The following is a 13,989-nucleotide window of genomic DNA, read 5'->3' on the forward strand; positions in this document are numbered from 1 at the left end:
CCCGCGTAGTCGGCCGCGGCGAAAAGCCGCGTCGGCACCTTGAAGGTGTCCTCGATCAGCGCGCGGTAGGCGTCGAAGCGGCCGAGGCGGTCCGCCTCGTTCTCGCCGCCCAGCAGGCCGAGGCGGATCTGCGGCACCTGCCTGGCCCAGGGGCGCTCGCCGCTGGCGGGCATGGCGACGGCCGCGGCCTGCGGCGCGCCCTGTTGGGCGCGCAGCGCGGCGGGCAGCAGGGCGGAGCCGGCCACGAGGCCGGCCAGCGTGCGACGGGTGATCATGCGGTTCTCTCCTTCGGGGCGGGCCGCCGCGCGGGCGCCCGCCGTGATCCTTCAGGCGGCCGAGGCTTCGGCGGCGGCGCGCGGGGCATGGGCCATCGCGCTCTGTTCGTTGAACTCGGCCTCGGACACGCCGTAGATCTCGCGCAGCCGCGCGGCGGTCAGGCCCTCCGGCGGGCCGTCGAACATCATCCGGCCGCCCTGCATGGCGATGACGCGGGTGCAGTATTCGCGCGCCGTGTCCAGGTGGTGCAGGTTGCATAGCACGGTGATGCCGTCGCGCCGGTTCACGTCGCGCAGCGCGTCCATCACGGTGCGGGCGTTGCGCGGGTCGAGGCTGGCGATCGGCTCGTCGGCCAGGATGATGCGCGGCTCCTGCATCAGCGCGCGCGCGATGGCCACGCGCTGCTGCTGGCCGCCCGAGAGCGTGTCGGCGCGCTGCAGCGCCTGGTCGGCCAGGTCGAAGCGGTCGAGCGCCATCAGCGCCATCGCCCGCTCCTCGGCCGGGAAGCTCTTGAACAGCGAGGCCAGGGTGCCGAGGGGGCCGGGGCGGTGGTTCAGCCGCCCCACCAGCACGTTGGTCAGCACGTCGAGCCGCTGCACCAGGTTGAACTGCTGGAAGATCATGCCGCAGCGCGTGCGCCAGTCGCGCAGGGACTGGCCGCGCAGCGCCGTGACATCCACCCCGTCATGCAGGATGCGGCCCTCGGAAGGCTCGGTCAGGCGGTTGATCATGCGCAGCAGCGTGGACTTGCCGGCGCCCGAGCGGCCGATCACGCCCACCATCTGGCCGGCCGGCACCTTCAGGCTGACGCCGGAGACGGCCTGCGTCGCGCCGAAGCGGCGGGAAATGTTCTGAAGCTCAAGCATCGGCCACCCTTTGCGTTGCGCCGCCTATAGGGCGCGTCCGTGACAGGGCGATGAAGGGCCGATGACAAGCCGATGGCTCGCGCCGAAAAGCGGACCGGCTCGCGTTCAGCGCCCGGCCAGCACCAGGATCACGCCCAGCACCACGATCAGGGTGCCCGCCACCTCGCTGCGGGTCATGGTCTCGCGCAGGTAGAAGCGGCTGAAGACCAGGGTGAAGAGGATCTCCGTCTGGCCCACCGCGCGCACCAGCGCCACGGGGGCGAGGGCGAAGCCGCTGAACCAGCAGGCCGAGCCGCAGGCGGAAAGCGCGCCCACCTGGGCGCTGGTGCGCCAGGTGCGGAACACGGCGCGCATCTGTCCCGGCTCGCGCAGCGCCAGCCAGCCGCCCTGCATCGCCGTCTGGAGGATGTTGGCGGCGACCAGCGTGACAAGCGCGCGCAGCACCGGGTCGGCATGCGGCAGCTCCAGGTTGGCGCTCTTGATGAAGATGGCGGTGAGCGCGAAGCAGCCGCCCGCGCCCAGGCCGTAGAGCGCCGCCGGCTGGGTGGTGGCGCGCAGCAGGGTGGCGGCGTCCATCGCCTTGCCGGCGAGCGACAGGTAGAGCACCCCCGCCACACCCACCGCGATGCCGAGCCAGGCCAGCGGCGAGAGCTGCTCGCCCAGCAGCACCAGCGCCAGCACCGCGCCCTGCACCGCCTCGGTCTTGGCATAGGCGGTGCCGACGGCGAAACCGCGCGCGCCGAAGGACAGGATCAGCAGGTTGGTACCGAGGATCTGCAGCAGCCCGCCCAGCGCCGCGTAGAACAGGAAGGGCAGGTTGGGCCCGGGCGGCACATGCCCCATCAGCGCGGCATAGGCGGCCAGCAGCAGCACCCCCACCGGCACGCCATAGAGATAGCGCACCACGCCCGCGCCATTGACCGAAAGCTGGCCGCGGAGCTTCTGCTGGAGGGCGGTGCGCCAGGTCTGCAACAGGGCGGCGATCAGCGTGGCGGCGATCCAGAGGGGCATGCGCGGGTTCCGGTGGCGTGGCCTTCCAGGTTAGACAGCCCCGGCGCGGCTGTAGAGCCACCCAGATGCGCCGGGGGCGGATGGCGGGCCCGCCCGCGCGGATGCACGCCGGGCGGGGGGTTCCGCGCCGCCTCCCGCGCGCCGATATTCCCGGCCCCATGGCGGGCCGGCCGGACGGCGCCCGGTCCGCCCTGGCAACGGGCTGACCAACGTGCCGGCAAGCTGACGAAGGAGTTCCGCATGACCCGATTCCCCGCTCTGCTGGCCCAGGCCCTGCTGGCCGCCGGCCTCGCCCTTGCCACGCCGCTGGCGGCGCAGCCCGCGACGGACGCCGCCGCCACCCTGCCGGAGACGGTGCTGAGCCTGTCGGAGACGGCCGAGGTGAAGCGTGCGCCGGACGAGGTGCAGGCCAGCCTGCGGGCGGAGGCGCGCGGCGCCAATGCCGCCGCCGTGCAGGGGCAGGTGAACCGGGCGATGGAGCAGGCGCTCGCCGCCGCCAGGGCCGTGCCCGGCCTGCATGCCGCCACGGGCGGCTACTGGACCAGCCGGGTGGATGAGAACCGTGGCTGGCTCGCCTCCCAGACCCTGAACCTGCGCGCCGCCGAGCCCGCGGCGCTGCTGGAGCTGGTGGGCGGCCTGCAGGGCCAGGGGCTGGTGCTGGGCGATCTGGGCTGGCGCCTGTCGCGCGGGGCGGAGGCATCATGATCGGTATGCATGATGGGGTGCGCGGGCTGGCGCCTGTCGCGCGGGGCGGAGGCGGCCGCGCGGCAGGAGGCGGGCCGGCTCGCCATCGAGGCGCTGCGGCAGCGGGCGGAGGCGGTGGCCGCGCAGCTCGGCATGCGGGTGGCCGGCATCCGTCATCTCCGGCTGGATGCCCCGGAGGCGCAGATGCCGCGGATGGTGGCGATGTCCGCCGCCGCGCGCCGCGAATCCGCGCCCGCGCCCGTGACGGCGCCCGAGGAGGTGGCCGTCACCTCCACCGCCGTGGCCGAGATCCTGCTGCGCCGCTGAGGGGGGAGGCCTCCCCCCTCTTTCAGCCCTTGGCGGCCTCGTCCCAGCGGTAGCGGAAGTCGCAATGCGTGGCCCCGCCCATGATGGTCTGGGTGCGGGTCATCTTCAGGCGGGGGTCGTAGCCCTGGCAGAAGGCGCCGTCCCGGTTGCAGGACAGGATGGCGCCCAGTGCCTCGAGCCCCATCGCCTTGTAGCTCTCGGCGTAGCGGCAGCGGGTGACGTTGAAGTCGAAATGCTCCGCGTCCTGCCGCACCACCTCGACGCGCAGCGCGTCCTCCCGCGTCCAGCGCGGCTGGATGCTGACGAAGTGCTCCAGCGAGGCCTGCCCCCCCGGCGCCTCGGCCGCCATCTCGCCCGCGGCCTGCACGGCCAGCTTGACCACGGCGTTGCGCAGGATGCGCTGCGCCGCCTCGGCGCCCAGCTCGGCCGCCATCTCCTCGTAGATGCCCTTGGCGAAGGCGGCCTCGATGCGCCGCTGCTCCAGGATCGACACTGACATGAGAAACACTGTCCCGCTTGGTTTGTCCCGCCCGCCATCCTAGCGGCGGGCGAGGCGAGGGCGGAAAGGGGGGCGGATTTTTTTCCCTCCCCGGGCTGCCCGCCCCGGCGGGGGGGTGGCATGATGGCCGGGCATGTCCGCCACCGTCGCCGGAATCGCCCTGCAGCTCGTCGCCATCGCCTTCTTCGTGGCGATGGACACGACCATCAAGCTGATGACGGCGGACTACGCCGTGACGCAGCTGATCTTCGCCCGCTTCGCCTTCCACATCCTGTTCGTGGCGCTGCTGCTGCGCGTCTTCACCGGGCCGCTGCCCTGGCGCTCCCGCGCGCCCTGGCTGCAGGCGGCGCGCAGCCTTTGCCTGGGCTCGGCCAACTTCCTGTTCTCCCACGCCCTGGCGCATGTGCCGCTGGCCGACGCCACGGCGGTGAACTTCGCCTCGCCCCTGTTCACCGTGGCGCTGGCCGCCCTGTGGCTGAAGGAGAGGGTGGGGACGCGGCGCTGGCTGGGCGTGGCGGTGGGGCTGGTGGGGGTGGCCGTGGCGTTGCGCCCCCCCTTCCTCACCGGCGGGCCGATGCCGCACGCGGCGCTGCTGCTGCCGCTCGGCACGGCGCTGCTCTATGCCGTGTACCAGATCCTGACGCGCCTCCTGGCGGGCGTGGACGACCCGCGCACCACCATCCTGCACACCGGCATCGCGGCCGCGCTGGTGTCCTCCGTGGCGCAGCCCTTCGTGTGGGAATGGCCGCCCGGCATGCCAGGCTGGGCGGGGCTGATGGCGCTGGGCGCGCTGGGCGCGGTGGGGCATGGCTTCCTGGTTCTGGCCTTCGCCCGCGCCCCCGCCAGCCTGCTGGCGCCGATGAGCTACAGCCAGCTCGTCTGGGCCGTGCTGGCCTCCATGACAGTGTTCGGCGACATGCCGGACCGCTACACCCTGGTGGGGGCGGCCATCATCGCCGCCGGCGGCGTGCTGGTCGCGCTGCCGCGGCGGCGCGGTTGAGCGGCGCGGAACTCCCGGCGCGCGCCGGGCGTTGCTCCCACCGATCCCTGCCGGGTTCGCCGGGGAGCGCGGCGCCAGGCCGGCGGGCGCGGCACCAGGTCGACTCGGTCGAGCACAGTTGCGCTTGCGCCGCGGGCGGCAAGCGGGTAGCGGGATGCGGTCGCGAGGGCAGGGAATGGGCACGACACTCGGAACATCGCGGGAACAGGCGGCCGACAACACGTTGCGGGACCATCCCCGCGCGGCGCTGGACGCCAATTCGGTACGGGAAGCCTATCGCCGCTGGGCGGGGGTCTATGACGCGGTGTTCGGAGGGGTCTCCTCCTATGGGCGCCGCCGCGCGGTGGCGGCGGTGAACCGCCTGCCAGGCACGCGGGTGCTGGAGGTGGGCGTCGGCACCGGCCTCGCCCTGCCGCGTTACCGGGCCGAGAAGCGCGTGGTCGGCATCGACCTTTCGCGCGAGATGCTGCTGAAGGCGGATGAGCGGGTGCGCGAGGAGCGCCTCACCCATGTCGAGGGGCTGCTGGAGATGGACGCCGAGTCGATGGCGTTCCAGGACGGCGCCTTCGACATCGCGGTGGCGATGTTCACCGCCAGCGTGGTGCCGGACGCCAAGAAGCTGTTCGCCGAGATGAGCCGCGTGGTGAAGCCGGGCGGGCACCTGCTGTTCGTCAACCACTTCGCCGCCGAGGGCGGGCCGCGCTGGTGGGTGGAGCGGACCATGGCGCCGCTGTCCCGCGTGCTGGGCTGGCACCCGGATTTCGCCTTCAGCGACCTGTTCGACCGCGACAAGGTGCAGGTGGAGGCGCTGGAGCCCTGCCCGCCGGCGGGGCTGTTCACCCTGGTGCATCTGCGCAACGCGGCGCCGGCGGCCCTGGCGGCCGGCCAGGCCGTGGCCGCCTGACGCCGGCAGGGCGATGTCCCTGCGCATCGCCGAGGACCAGGTGGTCGAGCTGGCCGAGATGTTCCGGCTGATGAGCGACCCCACGCGCCTGCGCATCATCCTGGCCTGCCTCGACGCCCCCGCCCCGGTGGGGGAGATGGCCGAGCGCATCGGCATCTCGGGCAGCCTCGCCTCGCATCACCTGCGGCTGCTGCGCGCGGCGCGCCTGCTGCAGGCGGAGCGGCGCGGGCGGCACGTCTTCTACGCCGTCACGGACGCGCATGTGCGCTCCATGCTGGGCGACATGGTGGATCACGTCATCGAGGACGAGGGGGAAGCGGACCCGGCCCCCGCGGCCGCGCCGGCGGCCTAGCGGCGCCGGCCCGGAAAGCCCTGGGAAGGACCCGCCGGGGCAGCGTGCGGCAAGGGCCGGGGATGCCCCGCTTGCGCATCGTTGCCCCGGCATCACTTGTGCGGTGCCGGGGGTGGCGACTATGGTCCGGCGAACACTCTGCCCCTGGCGCCAGTTCGGGCCCGGGGGGAGACAAGGGTCGGGCCGTGCGGTGCGGTTCCGGCTTGGTCGGCGCGGTGCGCGCCGGCGCCCGGCTTCATCGGGCGAACGGATTACGAGCGGACGGGATAGGGAATGCGGCGGTCGATCGTTTTGCGCTTCGCGGGCTTGAGCGCCACCCTTGGGGTGGCGGCTATCTCCTTGCTGCAGGGGGCGCCGGCCCTGGCGCAGGGTTCGGACGGCGCGGCTTCCGGCGCGGCGGGCGCCCCCATGGTGGGCGCCCCCGTGCCCTGGGGGCTTGACCTCCAGCAGGCTGGCGGGCCGATCAAGGAGTCGATCCACGACTTCAACCAGCTGGTGCTGTGGATCATCGTCGCCATCACCATCTTCGTGGGCGCGCTGCTCGCCTATGTGATCTGGCGGTTCCGGGCCGAGGCGAATCCGGTGCCCTCGCGCACCAGCCACCACACCATGCTGGAGGTGGCCTGGACGGTGGTGCCGGTGCTGATCCTGCTGGTGATCGCCATCCCCTCCTTCCGCCTGATCTACTATCAGGACCGGGCCCAGGAGGCGGACCTGACGATCAACGTGACCGGCCGGCAGTGGTACTGGCACTACGCCTACCCCGACCAGGGCAACTTCGCCTTCGACAGCTATCCGGTGCAGGAGGCCGACCTGAAGCCCGGCCAGCTGCGCAACCTGGAGGTGGACGAGCCGCTGGTGGTGCCGGTTGGCAAGAACATCCGCATCCTGACCACCGGCCAGGACGTGATCCACAGCTTCTTCGTGCCGAGCCTCGGCGTGCAGAAGTACACCATTCCGGGCCGCACCCTGGAGACCTGGATGCGGGCGGACCGCACCGGCACCTTCTATGGCCAGTGCAACCAGATCTGCGGCACCAACCACTGGCTCATGCCGATCGTGGTGAAGGCCGTTCCTCAGGCCGAGTTCGACGCCTGGGTCGAGGGGGCGCGGCAGCGCTTCGCGGCCGAGGGCGGCGGGCAGCCGGCGGCCATGGCCAAGGCCGCGGACGAGGGCGCGGTTCTGGCGGAGCTTCGCCGCTGACGCGGCGTTCACGAGACGGGTTCGAAAGCGGGACGGACAAAGATGGCGACCGCGTCACACACGCATGACACTCATGGCCATGGCGACCACCATGGCCACCACGACCACACCCCGGGCTTTGTGGCGCGCTGGTTCTTCAGCACCAACCACAAAGACATCGGCATCCTCTACCTGATCTTCGCCGTGGTCTCGGCCCTGGTGGGCGTCGGCCTCAGCCTGCTGATGCGCATCGAGCTGCAAAGCCCCGGCATGCAGATCTTCGCCGACGGCCAGGCCTGGAACGTGGCCGTGACCGCGCATGGCGTGGTGATGGTGTTCTTCGTCGTCATGCCCGCCCTGATCGGCGGCTTCGGCAACTACTTCGTGCCGATCATGATCGGCGCGCCGGACATGGCCTTCCCGCGCCTGAACAACATCAGCTTCTGGCTCCTGGTGCCGTCGCTGATGCTGGCGGTGGGCAGCCTGTTCGTGGGCGGCATCGGCACGGGCTGGACGCTCTACCCGCCGCTGTCCAACAGCACCTACCAGTCGGGCATGGGCCTCGACATGGCGCTGTTCGCGCTGCACCTGGCGGGCGCCAGCTCCATCCTGGGCGCGGCCAACTTCATCACCACCATCTTCAACATGCGCGCCCCGGGCATGACGCTGCACAAGATGCCGCTGTTCGTGTGGGGCATGCTGGTGACCGCCTTCCTGCTGCTGCTGTCCGTGCCCGTGCTCGGCGGCGCCATCACCATGCTGATCACCGACCGCAACTTCGGCACGGCCTTCTTCGACCCGGCCGGCGGCGGCGACCCGGTGCTGTTCCAGCACCTGTTCTGGTTCTTCGGCCACCCCGAAGTCTACATCATGATCCTGCCGGGCTTCGGCATCATCTCCCACGTCCTGTCCACCTTCAGCCGCAAGCCGATCTTCGGCTATCTCGGCATGGCCTACGCCATGGTGGCCATCGGCGTGGTGGGCTTCGTGGTGTGGGCGCACCACATGTTCACCTCCGGCATCTCGGTGGACACGCGCGCCTACTTCATGGCCGCCACGATGATCATCGCGGTGCCCACGGGCATCAAAATCTTCTCCTGGATCGCCACCATGTGGGGCGGCTCCATCACCTTCAAGACGCCGATGCTCTTCGCCATCGGCTTCGTCTTCCTGTTCACCATGGGTGGCGTTTCCGGCGTGAAGCTGGCCAATGCCTCCGTGGACGTGATCCTGCACAACACCTACTACGTGGTGGCCCACTTCCACTACGTGCTCAGCCTGGGCGCGGTGTTCTCGATCTATGCCGGCTTCTACTACTGGATCGGCAAGATGAGCGGGAAGCAGTACCCGGAGTTCTGGGGCAAGGTGCACTTCTGGCTGACCTTCATCGGCGTGAACCTGACCTTCTTCCCCATGCACTTCCTGGGCGCCCAGGGCATGCCGCGCCGCTACCCGGACTATCCGGACGCCTTCGCGGGCTGGAACCTGATCGCCAGCCTCGGCTCCTACATCTCGGTGGCGTCCTTCCTGGTCTTCCTGTATGTCTGCTTCCGGACTTTCGCCGGCAAGCAGCGGGCGGAGGCGAACCCCTGGGGCGAAGGTGCGACGACCCTGGAGTGGCAGGTTTCTTCCCCGCCGCCCTTCCACACCTTCGATGAACTGCCCCGCATCCGCTGAGGCAAATACCGGCTGATGAGCGATAGCGCGATCAAGACGGGGGGGGCTTCTGCCCCCCTCGGCACATCCACAGACATCGACCTGAGCGAGGTGCGCGACTGGATCGCGCTGCTCAAGCCGCGGGTGATGTCCCTGGTGGTCTTCACCGGCCTCGTCGGGCTGCTCGTGGCGCCAGGCCAGCCGCACCCCGTGCTGGCGGCCACCGCCATCTTCTGCATCGCGGTGGCGGCGGGAGCGGCGGGTGCCATCAACATGTGGTACGACCGCGACATCGACGCGGTGATGCGCCGCACGGTCAACCGCCCCATCCCGGCCGGGCGCATCCGCCCGCAGGCGGCGCTTTCCTTCGGCGTCTTCCTGGCCATCGCCTCGGTGGTGCTCATGGGGCTGGCCACCAACTGGGTGGCGGCCGCCGTGCTGGCGGGCTCCATCGGCTTCTACGTCTTCATCTACACCATGTGGCTGAAGCGCCGGACGCCGCAGAACATCGTCATCGGCGGCGCCGCCGGCGCCTTCCCGCCGATGATCGGCTGGGCCGCCGCCACCGGGCAGGTCTCGGTCGAGGCGGTGGTGATGTTCGCCATCATCTTCTTCTGGACGCCGCCGCATTTCTGGGCGCTCTCCCTTTTCGCGCATGGCGACTACCAGCGCGCCGGGGTGCCGATGCTGCCCGTGGTGGCCGGCCCCAGGGAGACGCGCCGGCAGATCTGGCTCTACTCGCTGCTGCTGGCGCCGCTGGCCCTGCTGCCCACCGTGATCGGCATGGCGGGCCTGGCCTATGGCGCCGCGGCGCTGGTGCTGGGCGGCTTCTTCCTCGAATCCATGTGGCGCGTGAAGCGCGACGCCCAGGACGCCGAGGGCCGCAGCCTGACCAACGACGCGCCGGCCCGCGCGGCGTTCAAGTTCTCCATCATCTACCTCTTCATGCTGTTCGCGGCCCTTGCCGCCGACCGCCTGGTGTTCGGCTCATGAGGCCCCCGCGTGGCGTGCCCGGCGGCATGACCGAGGAGGAGAAGGCCGCCTTCATCCGGCGGCGGCGCGGCCGCAACTACGCCGTCCTGTTCGCGCTCCTGGGGCTGGTCGGGCTGTTCTTCCTCATCGCCATGGCCCGGCTGACCCAGGGCTGAGCCTCGCCACAGGGAGCACCATCGTGTCCGTCAACGACCCCGATCTCGCCCGCCGGAACCGCCGCGTCGCCTTCGTGGCGGGCGGCATCGTCGCGGGAATGCTCGGCCTGTCCTTCGCGGCCGTGCCCCTCTACACGCTCTTTTGCGCCGTCACCGGCTATGGCGGCACGCCCCAGATCAACGGGCCGGCGGCGCCGGGGGCGGAGGCGGGGGCGCGGACCATCACGGTGCGCTTCAACGCCAACACCAATCCCGGCCTGCCCTGGCGCTTCCAGCCCGGGCAGAACGCCATGCAGATGCAGCTCGGCGCCGACGCGCTCGCCTTCTACACGGCGCGCAGCAACGCCGGCACGCCCACCACCGGCATCTCCACCTACAACGTGACGCCCGAGATCGCCGGCCCCTACTTCCACAAGGTGCACTGCTTCTGCTTCGACGAGCAGACGCTGCAGCCGGGGCAGGAGGTGGAGATGCCCATCTCCTTCTGGGTGGACCCCAAGATCGCCACCGATCCGGCGACGCGGGACATCCGCACCATCACCCTGAGCTACACCTTCTTCCGCACCCTGGCCGATGCCGAGCGCGCCGGCGCGCTGGCCAAGGCCGGCCCCCATGTGGGCAAGAGCAGCGATGCCTCGCCCCAGCCCAGCCCCACGGCCCTGCCGTGAGAGGCTTGATCCAGATCCCGTTTTGGGGATTGATGCTCCGCGTATGACGGGGTTCCCCGGTGCCGGCCCCTGCCTGCCCCGACCCCAGTGTTCGAGTCCCCTGAGTTTGAGACCAGGAAGCCCCATGGCCAGCAGCAACCTGACGGTGGAAGCGGATGTTCCGCCCCCCAACAAGCACCCCTACCACCTGGTCGATCCCAGCCCCTGGCCGTTGACCACCTCCCTCGGCGCGGGCGCGATGCTGTTCGGCATCATCGTGTGGGCGCATTACGGCATGCGCTGGGTCTTCGTGCTCGGCCTGCTGGCCACGCTGGCCTCCATGTATTTCTGGTTCCGCGACGTGGTGCGGGAGGCCCGCACGCCGGGCATCCACACCCCCGTCGTGCGGATCGGCATGCGCTACGGCATGATGCTGTTCATCGCCTCCGAGGTGATGTTCTTCGTGGCGTTCTTCTGGGCGTATTTCCACTTCGCCCTGTACCCGGAGCACGTCTCGGGTGCCGAGCGCGCGATCTGGCCGCCGGCCGGCATCCTGACCTTCGACCCCTTCCACCTGCCGCTGCTCAACACGCTGATCCTGCTGCTGTCCGGCTGCACGGTCACCTGGGCGCACCACGCCCTGCTGGAGAATGACCGCAAGGGCATGCTGCAGGGCCTGGGCCTGACGGTGGTGCTGGGCATCACCTTCACCTTCTTCCAGGCGGTGGAATACGCCGAGGCCCCCTTCGCCTTCTCGGGCGGCGGCATCTATCCTTCGGTCTTCTTCCTGGCCACCGGCTTCCACGGCTTCCACGTCATCGTCGGCACCATCTTCCTGGCGGTGTGCTGGTTCCGCGCGGCGCGCGGCCACTTCACCCCGCAGCGCCATTTCGGCTTCGAGGCGGCGGCCTGGTACTGGCACTTCGTGGACGTGGTGTGGCTGTTCCTCTTCGTCTGCGTCTATGTCCTCGGCGCGGGCGAGATCGCCCAGCACTGAACCGCTCCATGGCCCCGCCCCTCACCGGCGGGGCACCGGCCAGGGCGGTCCACCGGGCGCCCTGTTTTTCTTTCCCCCAACAGCCGCCACGGCCTGAATCGGGTGCCGCCTCGCCGACCGGCCCGGGAACCGGCCCTGGCGCGGCCGCGAAAGCTCCTTCCGCGATGCCCTGGCGCCGCCTTCTCCTGCCCGTTCTCGTCACCCTGCCCGTGCTGGCGGTCCTGATCGGCCTTGGCACCTGGCAGTTGCAGCGCCTGCACTGGAAGACCGCCCTTCTGGCGGAGTTCGCCGCCGCCCAGTCCGGCCCCGCCCGCCCCCTCGGCGCCGATCCGCAGCCCTGGAGCAAGGTCTTCGTCACCGGCAGCTTCCTGCACAGCCAGGAGGCGCTGCTGGGGCTGGAGGTGCGCGGCACCGTGCTGGGCGCCAGCCTGCTGACGCCGCTCACCCGCGCCGATGGCCCGCCCCTGCTCGTCAACCGCGGCTGGGTGCCGCTGGAGCGCCCGCAGGGCGTGGCGCGCCCCGAGGGGCCGGTGCGGGTCGAGGGCTATGTGCGCCCCGACGAGCCGCGCGGCCTGTTCAGCGCCGAGGACGATCCGGCGGCGCGGCGCTTCTACACGCTCGACATCAACCGCATCGGCCCGGCGCTGGATGTGCGGGGGCTGGCACCCTACGCACTGGTGGCGCTGGCGCCGCCCGGCTTGCCGCCCCAGGCCCTGCCGCAGCCGGCCCGCAGCCTGCCGCAGCCCTCCAACAACCACCTGGGCTATGTCGTCACCTGGTACGGGCTGGCGCTGGCGCTGCTGGGCGTCTTCATCGCCTGGGCCCGGACCCGCCTGAAGGAACCCGCCGCATGAGCGCCGCCCCCGGAAACGCCATCCCCGGAAACGCCATCCCCGGAAACGCCGCCTATCAGCGCCTGAAGGCGCGCTTCGCCCGCATCGCCACGCTGGGCGAGGCCCAGGCTATGCTGCACTGGGATGCCGCCGCCATGATGCCGCCCGGCGGGGCGGAATCGCGCGGCGAGCAGCTCGCCACCCTGGCCGGGCTGTCGCACGAGCTGCTGGTGGCGCCCGTGGTGGCGGAGGATCTCGCCGCCGCCGCGGCGGAAGGGGAGTGGGACAGCGCCAATCTCGGGCTGATGCGCCACGCCCATGCCCGCGCCACCGCGCTGCCGGGCGCGCTGGTGGAGGCCACCGCCCGCGCCAACGCCGCCTGCGAGACGGTGTGGCGCGAGGCCCGCGCCGCCTCCGACTTCGCCCGCGTGGCGCCCTATCTGGCCGAGGTGGTCCGGCTGCAGCGGGAGAACGCGGCGGCGCTTTCCGCCGCCACCCGCCTCGCCCCCTATGACGCGCTGATGGAAGGCTACCAGCGCGGCATCGGCGCCGCCGATGTGGAGCCGATCTTCGCCGCCTACGAGACCTTCCTGGCCGAGGCGCTGCCGCGCGCCGAGGAACTCCAGGCCGCCCGCCCGGCGCCCATCGCCCTGCGCGGGCCATTCCCGGTGGCCACGCAGAAGGCGCTGTGCCGCGAGATGGCCGGCCGCGTCGGGCTCGACTTCGCCCATGCCCGGCTGGATGAGAGCCTGCACCCCTTCTGCGGCGGCATCCCCGCCGATGTGCGCATCACCACGCGCTACACGGAGGAAAGCCTCGCCCAGGCGCTGCTCGGCGTGCTGCACGAGACGGGCCATGCCCTCTACGAGCGCGGCCTGCCCGCGCATCAGGCCCGCCAGCCGGTGGGGGAGGCCGCCGGCATGGCGGCGCATGAGTCGCAGAGCCTGATCATCGAGATGCAGGCGGCGCGCTCGGATGCCTTCCTGGGCTTCCTCGGGCCGCGCCTGCGGGAAGGCTTCGGGGGCGAGGCGGCGGCCTATGCGCCGGAGAACCTGGCGCGGCTCTGGCGCCGGGTGGAGCGCGGCTTCATCCGCGTCGATGCCGACGAACTGACCTATCCGGCGCATGTCATCCTGCGCTTCCGGCTGGAGCAGGCGCTGATCGGCGGCGACCTCGCCGTGGCCGACCTGCCGGGGGCCTGGAACGAGGGCTTCCACCGCCTGCTGGGCATGACCCCGCCCGACGATGCGCGGGGCTGCCTGCAGGACATCCACTGGCATGACGGCGCCTTCGGCTATTTCCCCTCCTACACGCTGGGCGCCATGGCCGCGGCGCAGCTGATGCGCGCCGCCCGCGCCGCCGTGCCCGGCCTGGACGATGCCCTGGCCCGGGGCGACTTCGCGCCGCTCACCGGCTGGCTGCGCGGGGTGGTGCATGGCCAGGGCTCCCGCCTCGGCTTCCAGGACCTGCTGCGGCAGGCCACCGGCAAGCCGCTGGACCCGGCCGATTTCATGGCCCATCTCGCCGAGCGCTACCTCTGAGCCGGGGGGCGGCCTCCCGCGCCGCGCCAGCCCTGCCCCCGGCCGAGGGGAGGGCCATGCGGGACC

General features: G+C 71.5%; 14 protein-coding genes and 2 pseudogenes. 12 read left to right on the top strand and 4 right to left on the bottom strand.

Annotated elements, in window-relative coordinates; all coding sequences use genetic code 11:
* The 3 genes and pseudogenes from CR162_RS19470 to CR162_RS19480 all read right to left on the bottom strand — a co-directional run.
* Positions 1–275 (bottom strand): annotated as a pseudogene (locus CR162_RS19470) (phosphate/phosphite/phosphonate ABC transporter substrate-binding protein); the annotation flags it as partial.
* Positions 276–326: 51 nt separating this feature from the next.
* The gene (phnC, locus tag CR162_RS19475; protein WP_099097183.1) at positions 327–1,142 is read right to left on the bottom strand and encodes a phosphonate ABC transporter ATP-binding protein; all 816 of its coding nucleotides are present in this window, start codon (positions 1,140–1,142) and stop codon (positions 327–329) included.
* 105 nt (positions 1,143–1,247) lie between these two features.
* Entirely contained in the window at positions 1,248–2,153 is a 906-nt protein-coding gene (locus CR162_RS19480) for a DMT family transporter (protein WP_099097184.1), read from the bottom strand.
* A gap of 240 nt (positions 2,154–2,393) precedes the next feature.
* Between CR162_RS19480 and CR162_RS22975 the strand changes: the two are divergent.
* Positions 2,394–3,164: pseudogene (locus CR162_RS22975) on the top strand (SIMPL domain-containing protein).
* Between the two features lie 22 nt (positions 3,165–3,186).
* Here CR162_RS22975 and CR162_RS19495 read toward each other — a convergent pair.
* The gene (locus tag CR162_RS19495) at positions 3,187–3,663 is read right to left on the bottom strand and encodes an L-2-amino-thiazoline-4-carboxylic acid hydrolase (protein ID WP_099097187.1); all 477 of its coding nucleotides are present in this window, start codon (positions 3,661–3,663) and stop codon (positions 3,187–3,189) included.
* Positions 3,664–3,796: 133 nt separating this feature from the next.
* On the opposite strand from CR162_RS19495, the gene CR162_RS19500 reads away from it, so the two are divergent.
* The 11 genes from CR162_RS19500 (at position 3,797) to CR162_RS19545 (ending at position 13,923) form a co-directional block, all read left to right on the top strand.
* On the top strand, positions 3,797–4,663 hold the full coding sequence (locus CR162_RS19500; protein WP_099097188.1) for a DMT family transporter: 867 nt from the start codon (positions 3,797–3,799) through the stop codon (positions 4,661–4,663).
* 175 nt (positions 4,664–4,838) lie between these two features.
* Positions 4,839–5,567: a class I SAM-dependent methyltransferase gene (locus tag CR162_RS19505; RefSeq protein WP_099097189.1), complete on the top strand. Its 729-nt coding sequence runs from the start codon at positions 4,839–4,841 to the stop codon at positions 5,565–5,567.
* 13 nt (positions 5,568–5,580) lie between these two features.
* Positions 5,581–5,919, top strand: a complete 339-nt coding sequence (locus CR162_RS19510; RefSeq protein ID WP_099097190.1) for an ArsR/SmtB family transcription factor — start codon at positions 5,581–5,583, stop codon at positions 5,917–5,919.
* A gap of 306 nt (positions 5,920–6,225) precedes the next feature.
* Positions 6,226–7,122 carry a cytochrome c oxidase subunit II gene (gene coxB / locus CR162_RS19515; protein ID WP_456316223.1) on the top strand — a complete coding sequence of 299 codons (897 nt, stop codon included), beginning with the start codon at positions 6,226–6,228 and terminating at the stop codon, positions 7,120–7,122.
* A gap of 42 nt (positions 7,123–7,164) precedes the next feature.
* On the top strand, positions 7,165–8,778 hold the full coding sequence (gene ctaD, locus CR162_RS19520) for a cytochrome c oxidase subunit I (RefSeq protein WP_099097192.1): 1,614 nt from the start codon (positions 7,165–7,167) through the stop codon (positions 8,776–8,778).
* A 15-nt stretch (positions 8,779–8,793) separates the two neighbouring features.
* Positions 8,794–9,750, top strand: coding sequence for a heme o synthase (locus CR162_RS19525; protein WP_176559941.1), 957 nt, complete (start codon positions 8,794–8,796; stop codon positions 9,748–9,750).
* Complete coding sequence (locus CR162_RS22545) at positions 9,747–9,905, top strand: hypothetical protein (protein ID WP_176559940.1); 159 nt, start codon at positions 9,747–9,749, stop codon at positions 9,903–9,905. The genes CR162_RS19525 and CR162_RS22545 overlap by 4 nt, the downstream gene beginning before the upstream one ends.
* Before the next feature lie 23 nt (positions 9,906–9,928).
* Positions 9,929–10,573, top strand: a complete 645-nt coding sequence (locus CR162_RS19530; protein WP_099097193.1) for a cytochrome c oxidase assembly protein — start codon at positions 9,929–9,931, stop codon at positions 10,571–10,573.
* A gap of 124 nt (positions 10,574–10,697) precedes the next feature.
* Positions 10,698–11,549 (top strand): cytochrome c oxidase subunit 3, encoded by an 852-nt coding sequence (locus CR162_RS19535; protein WP_099097194.1) that lies wholly within the window; start codon positions 10,698–10,700, stop codon positions 11,547–11,549.
* A 164-nt stretch (positions 11,550–11,713) separates the two neighbouring features.
* Positions 11,714–12,403, top strand: coding sequence for an SURF1 family protein (locus tag CR162_RS19540; RefSeq protein ID WP_099097195.1), 690 nt, complete (start codon positions 11,714–11,716; stop codon positions 12,401–12,403).
* Entirely contained in the window at positions 12,400–13,923 is a 1,524-nt protein-coding gene (locus CR162_RS19545; protein WP_099097196.1) for a carboxypeptidase M32, read from the top strand. Before CR162_RS19540 ends, CR162_RS19545 begins: the two co-directional genes overlap by 4 nt.
* The last annotated feature ends 66 nt before the right edge of the window (positions 13,924–13,989 follow it).

This window comes from Teichococcus rhizosphaerae, from assembly GCF_002631185.1.
GTDB lineage: Bacteria > Pseudomonadota > Alphaproteobacteria > Acetobacterales > Acetobacteraceae > Pseudoroseomonas > Pseudoroseomonas rhizosphaerae.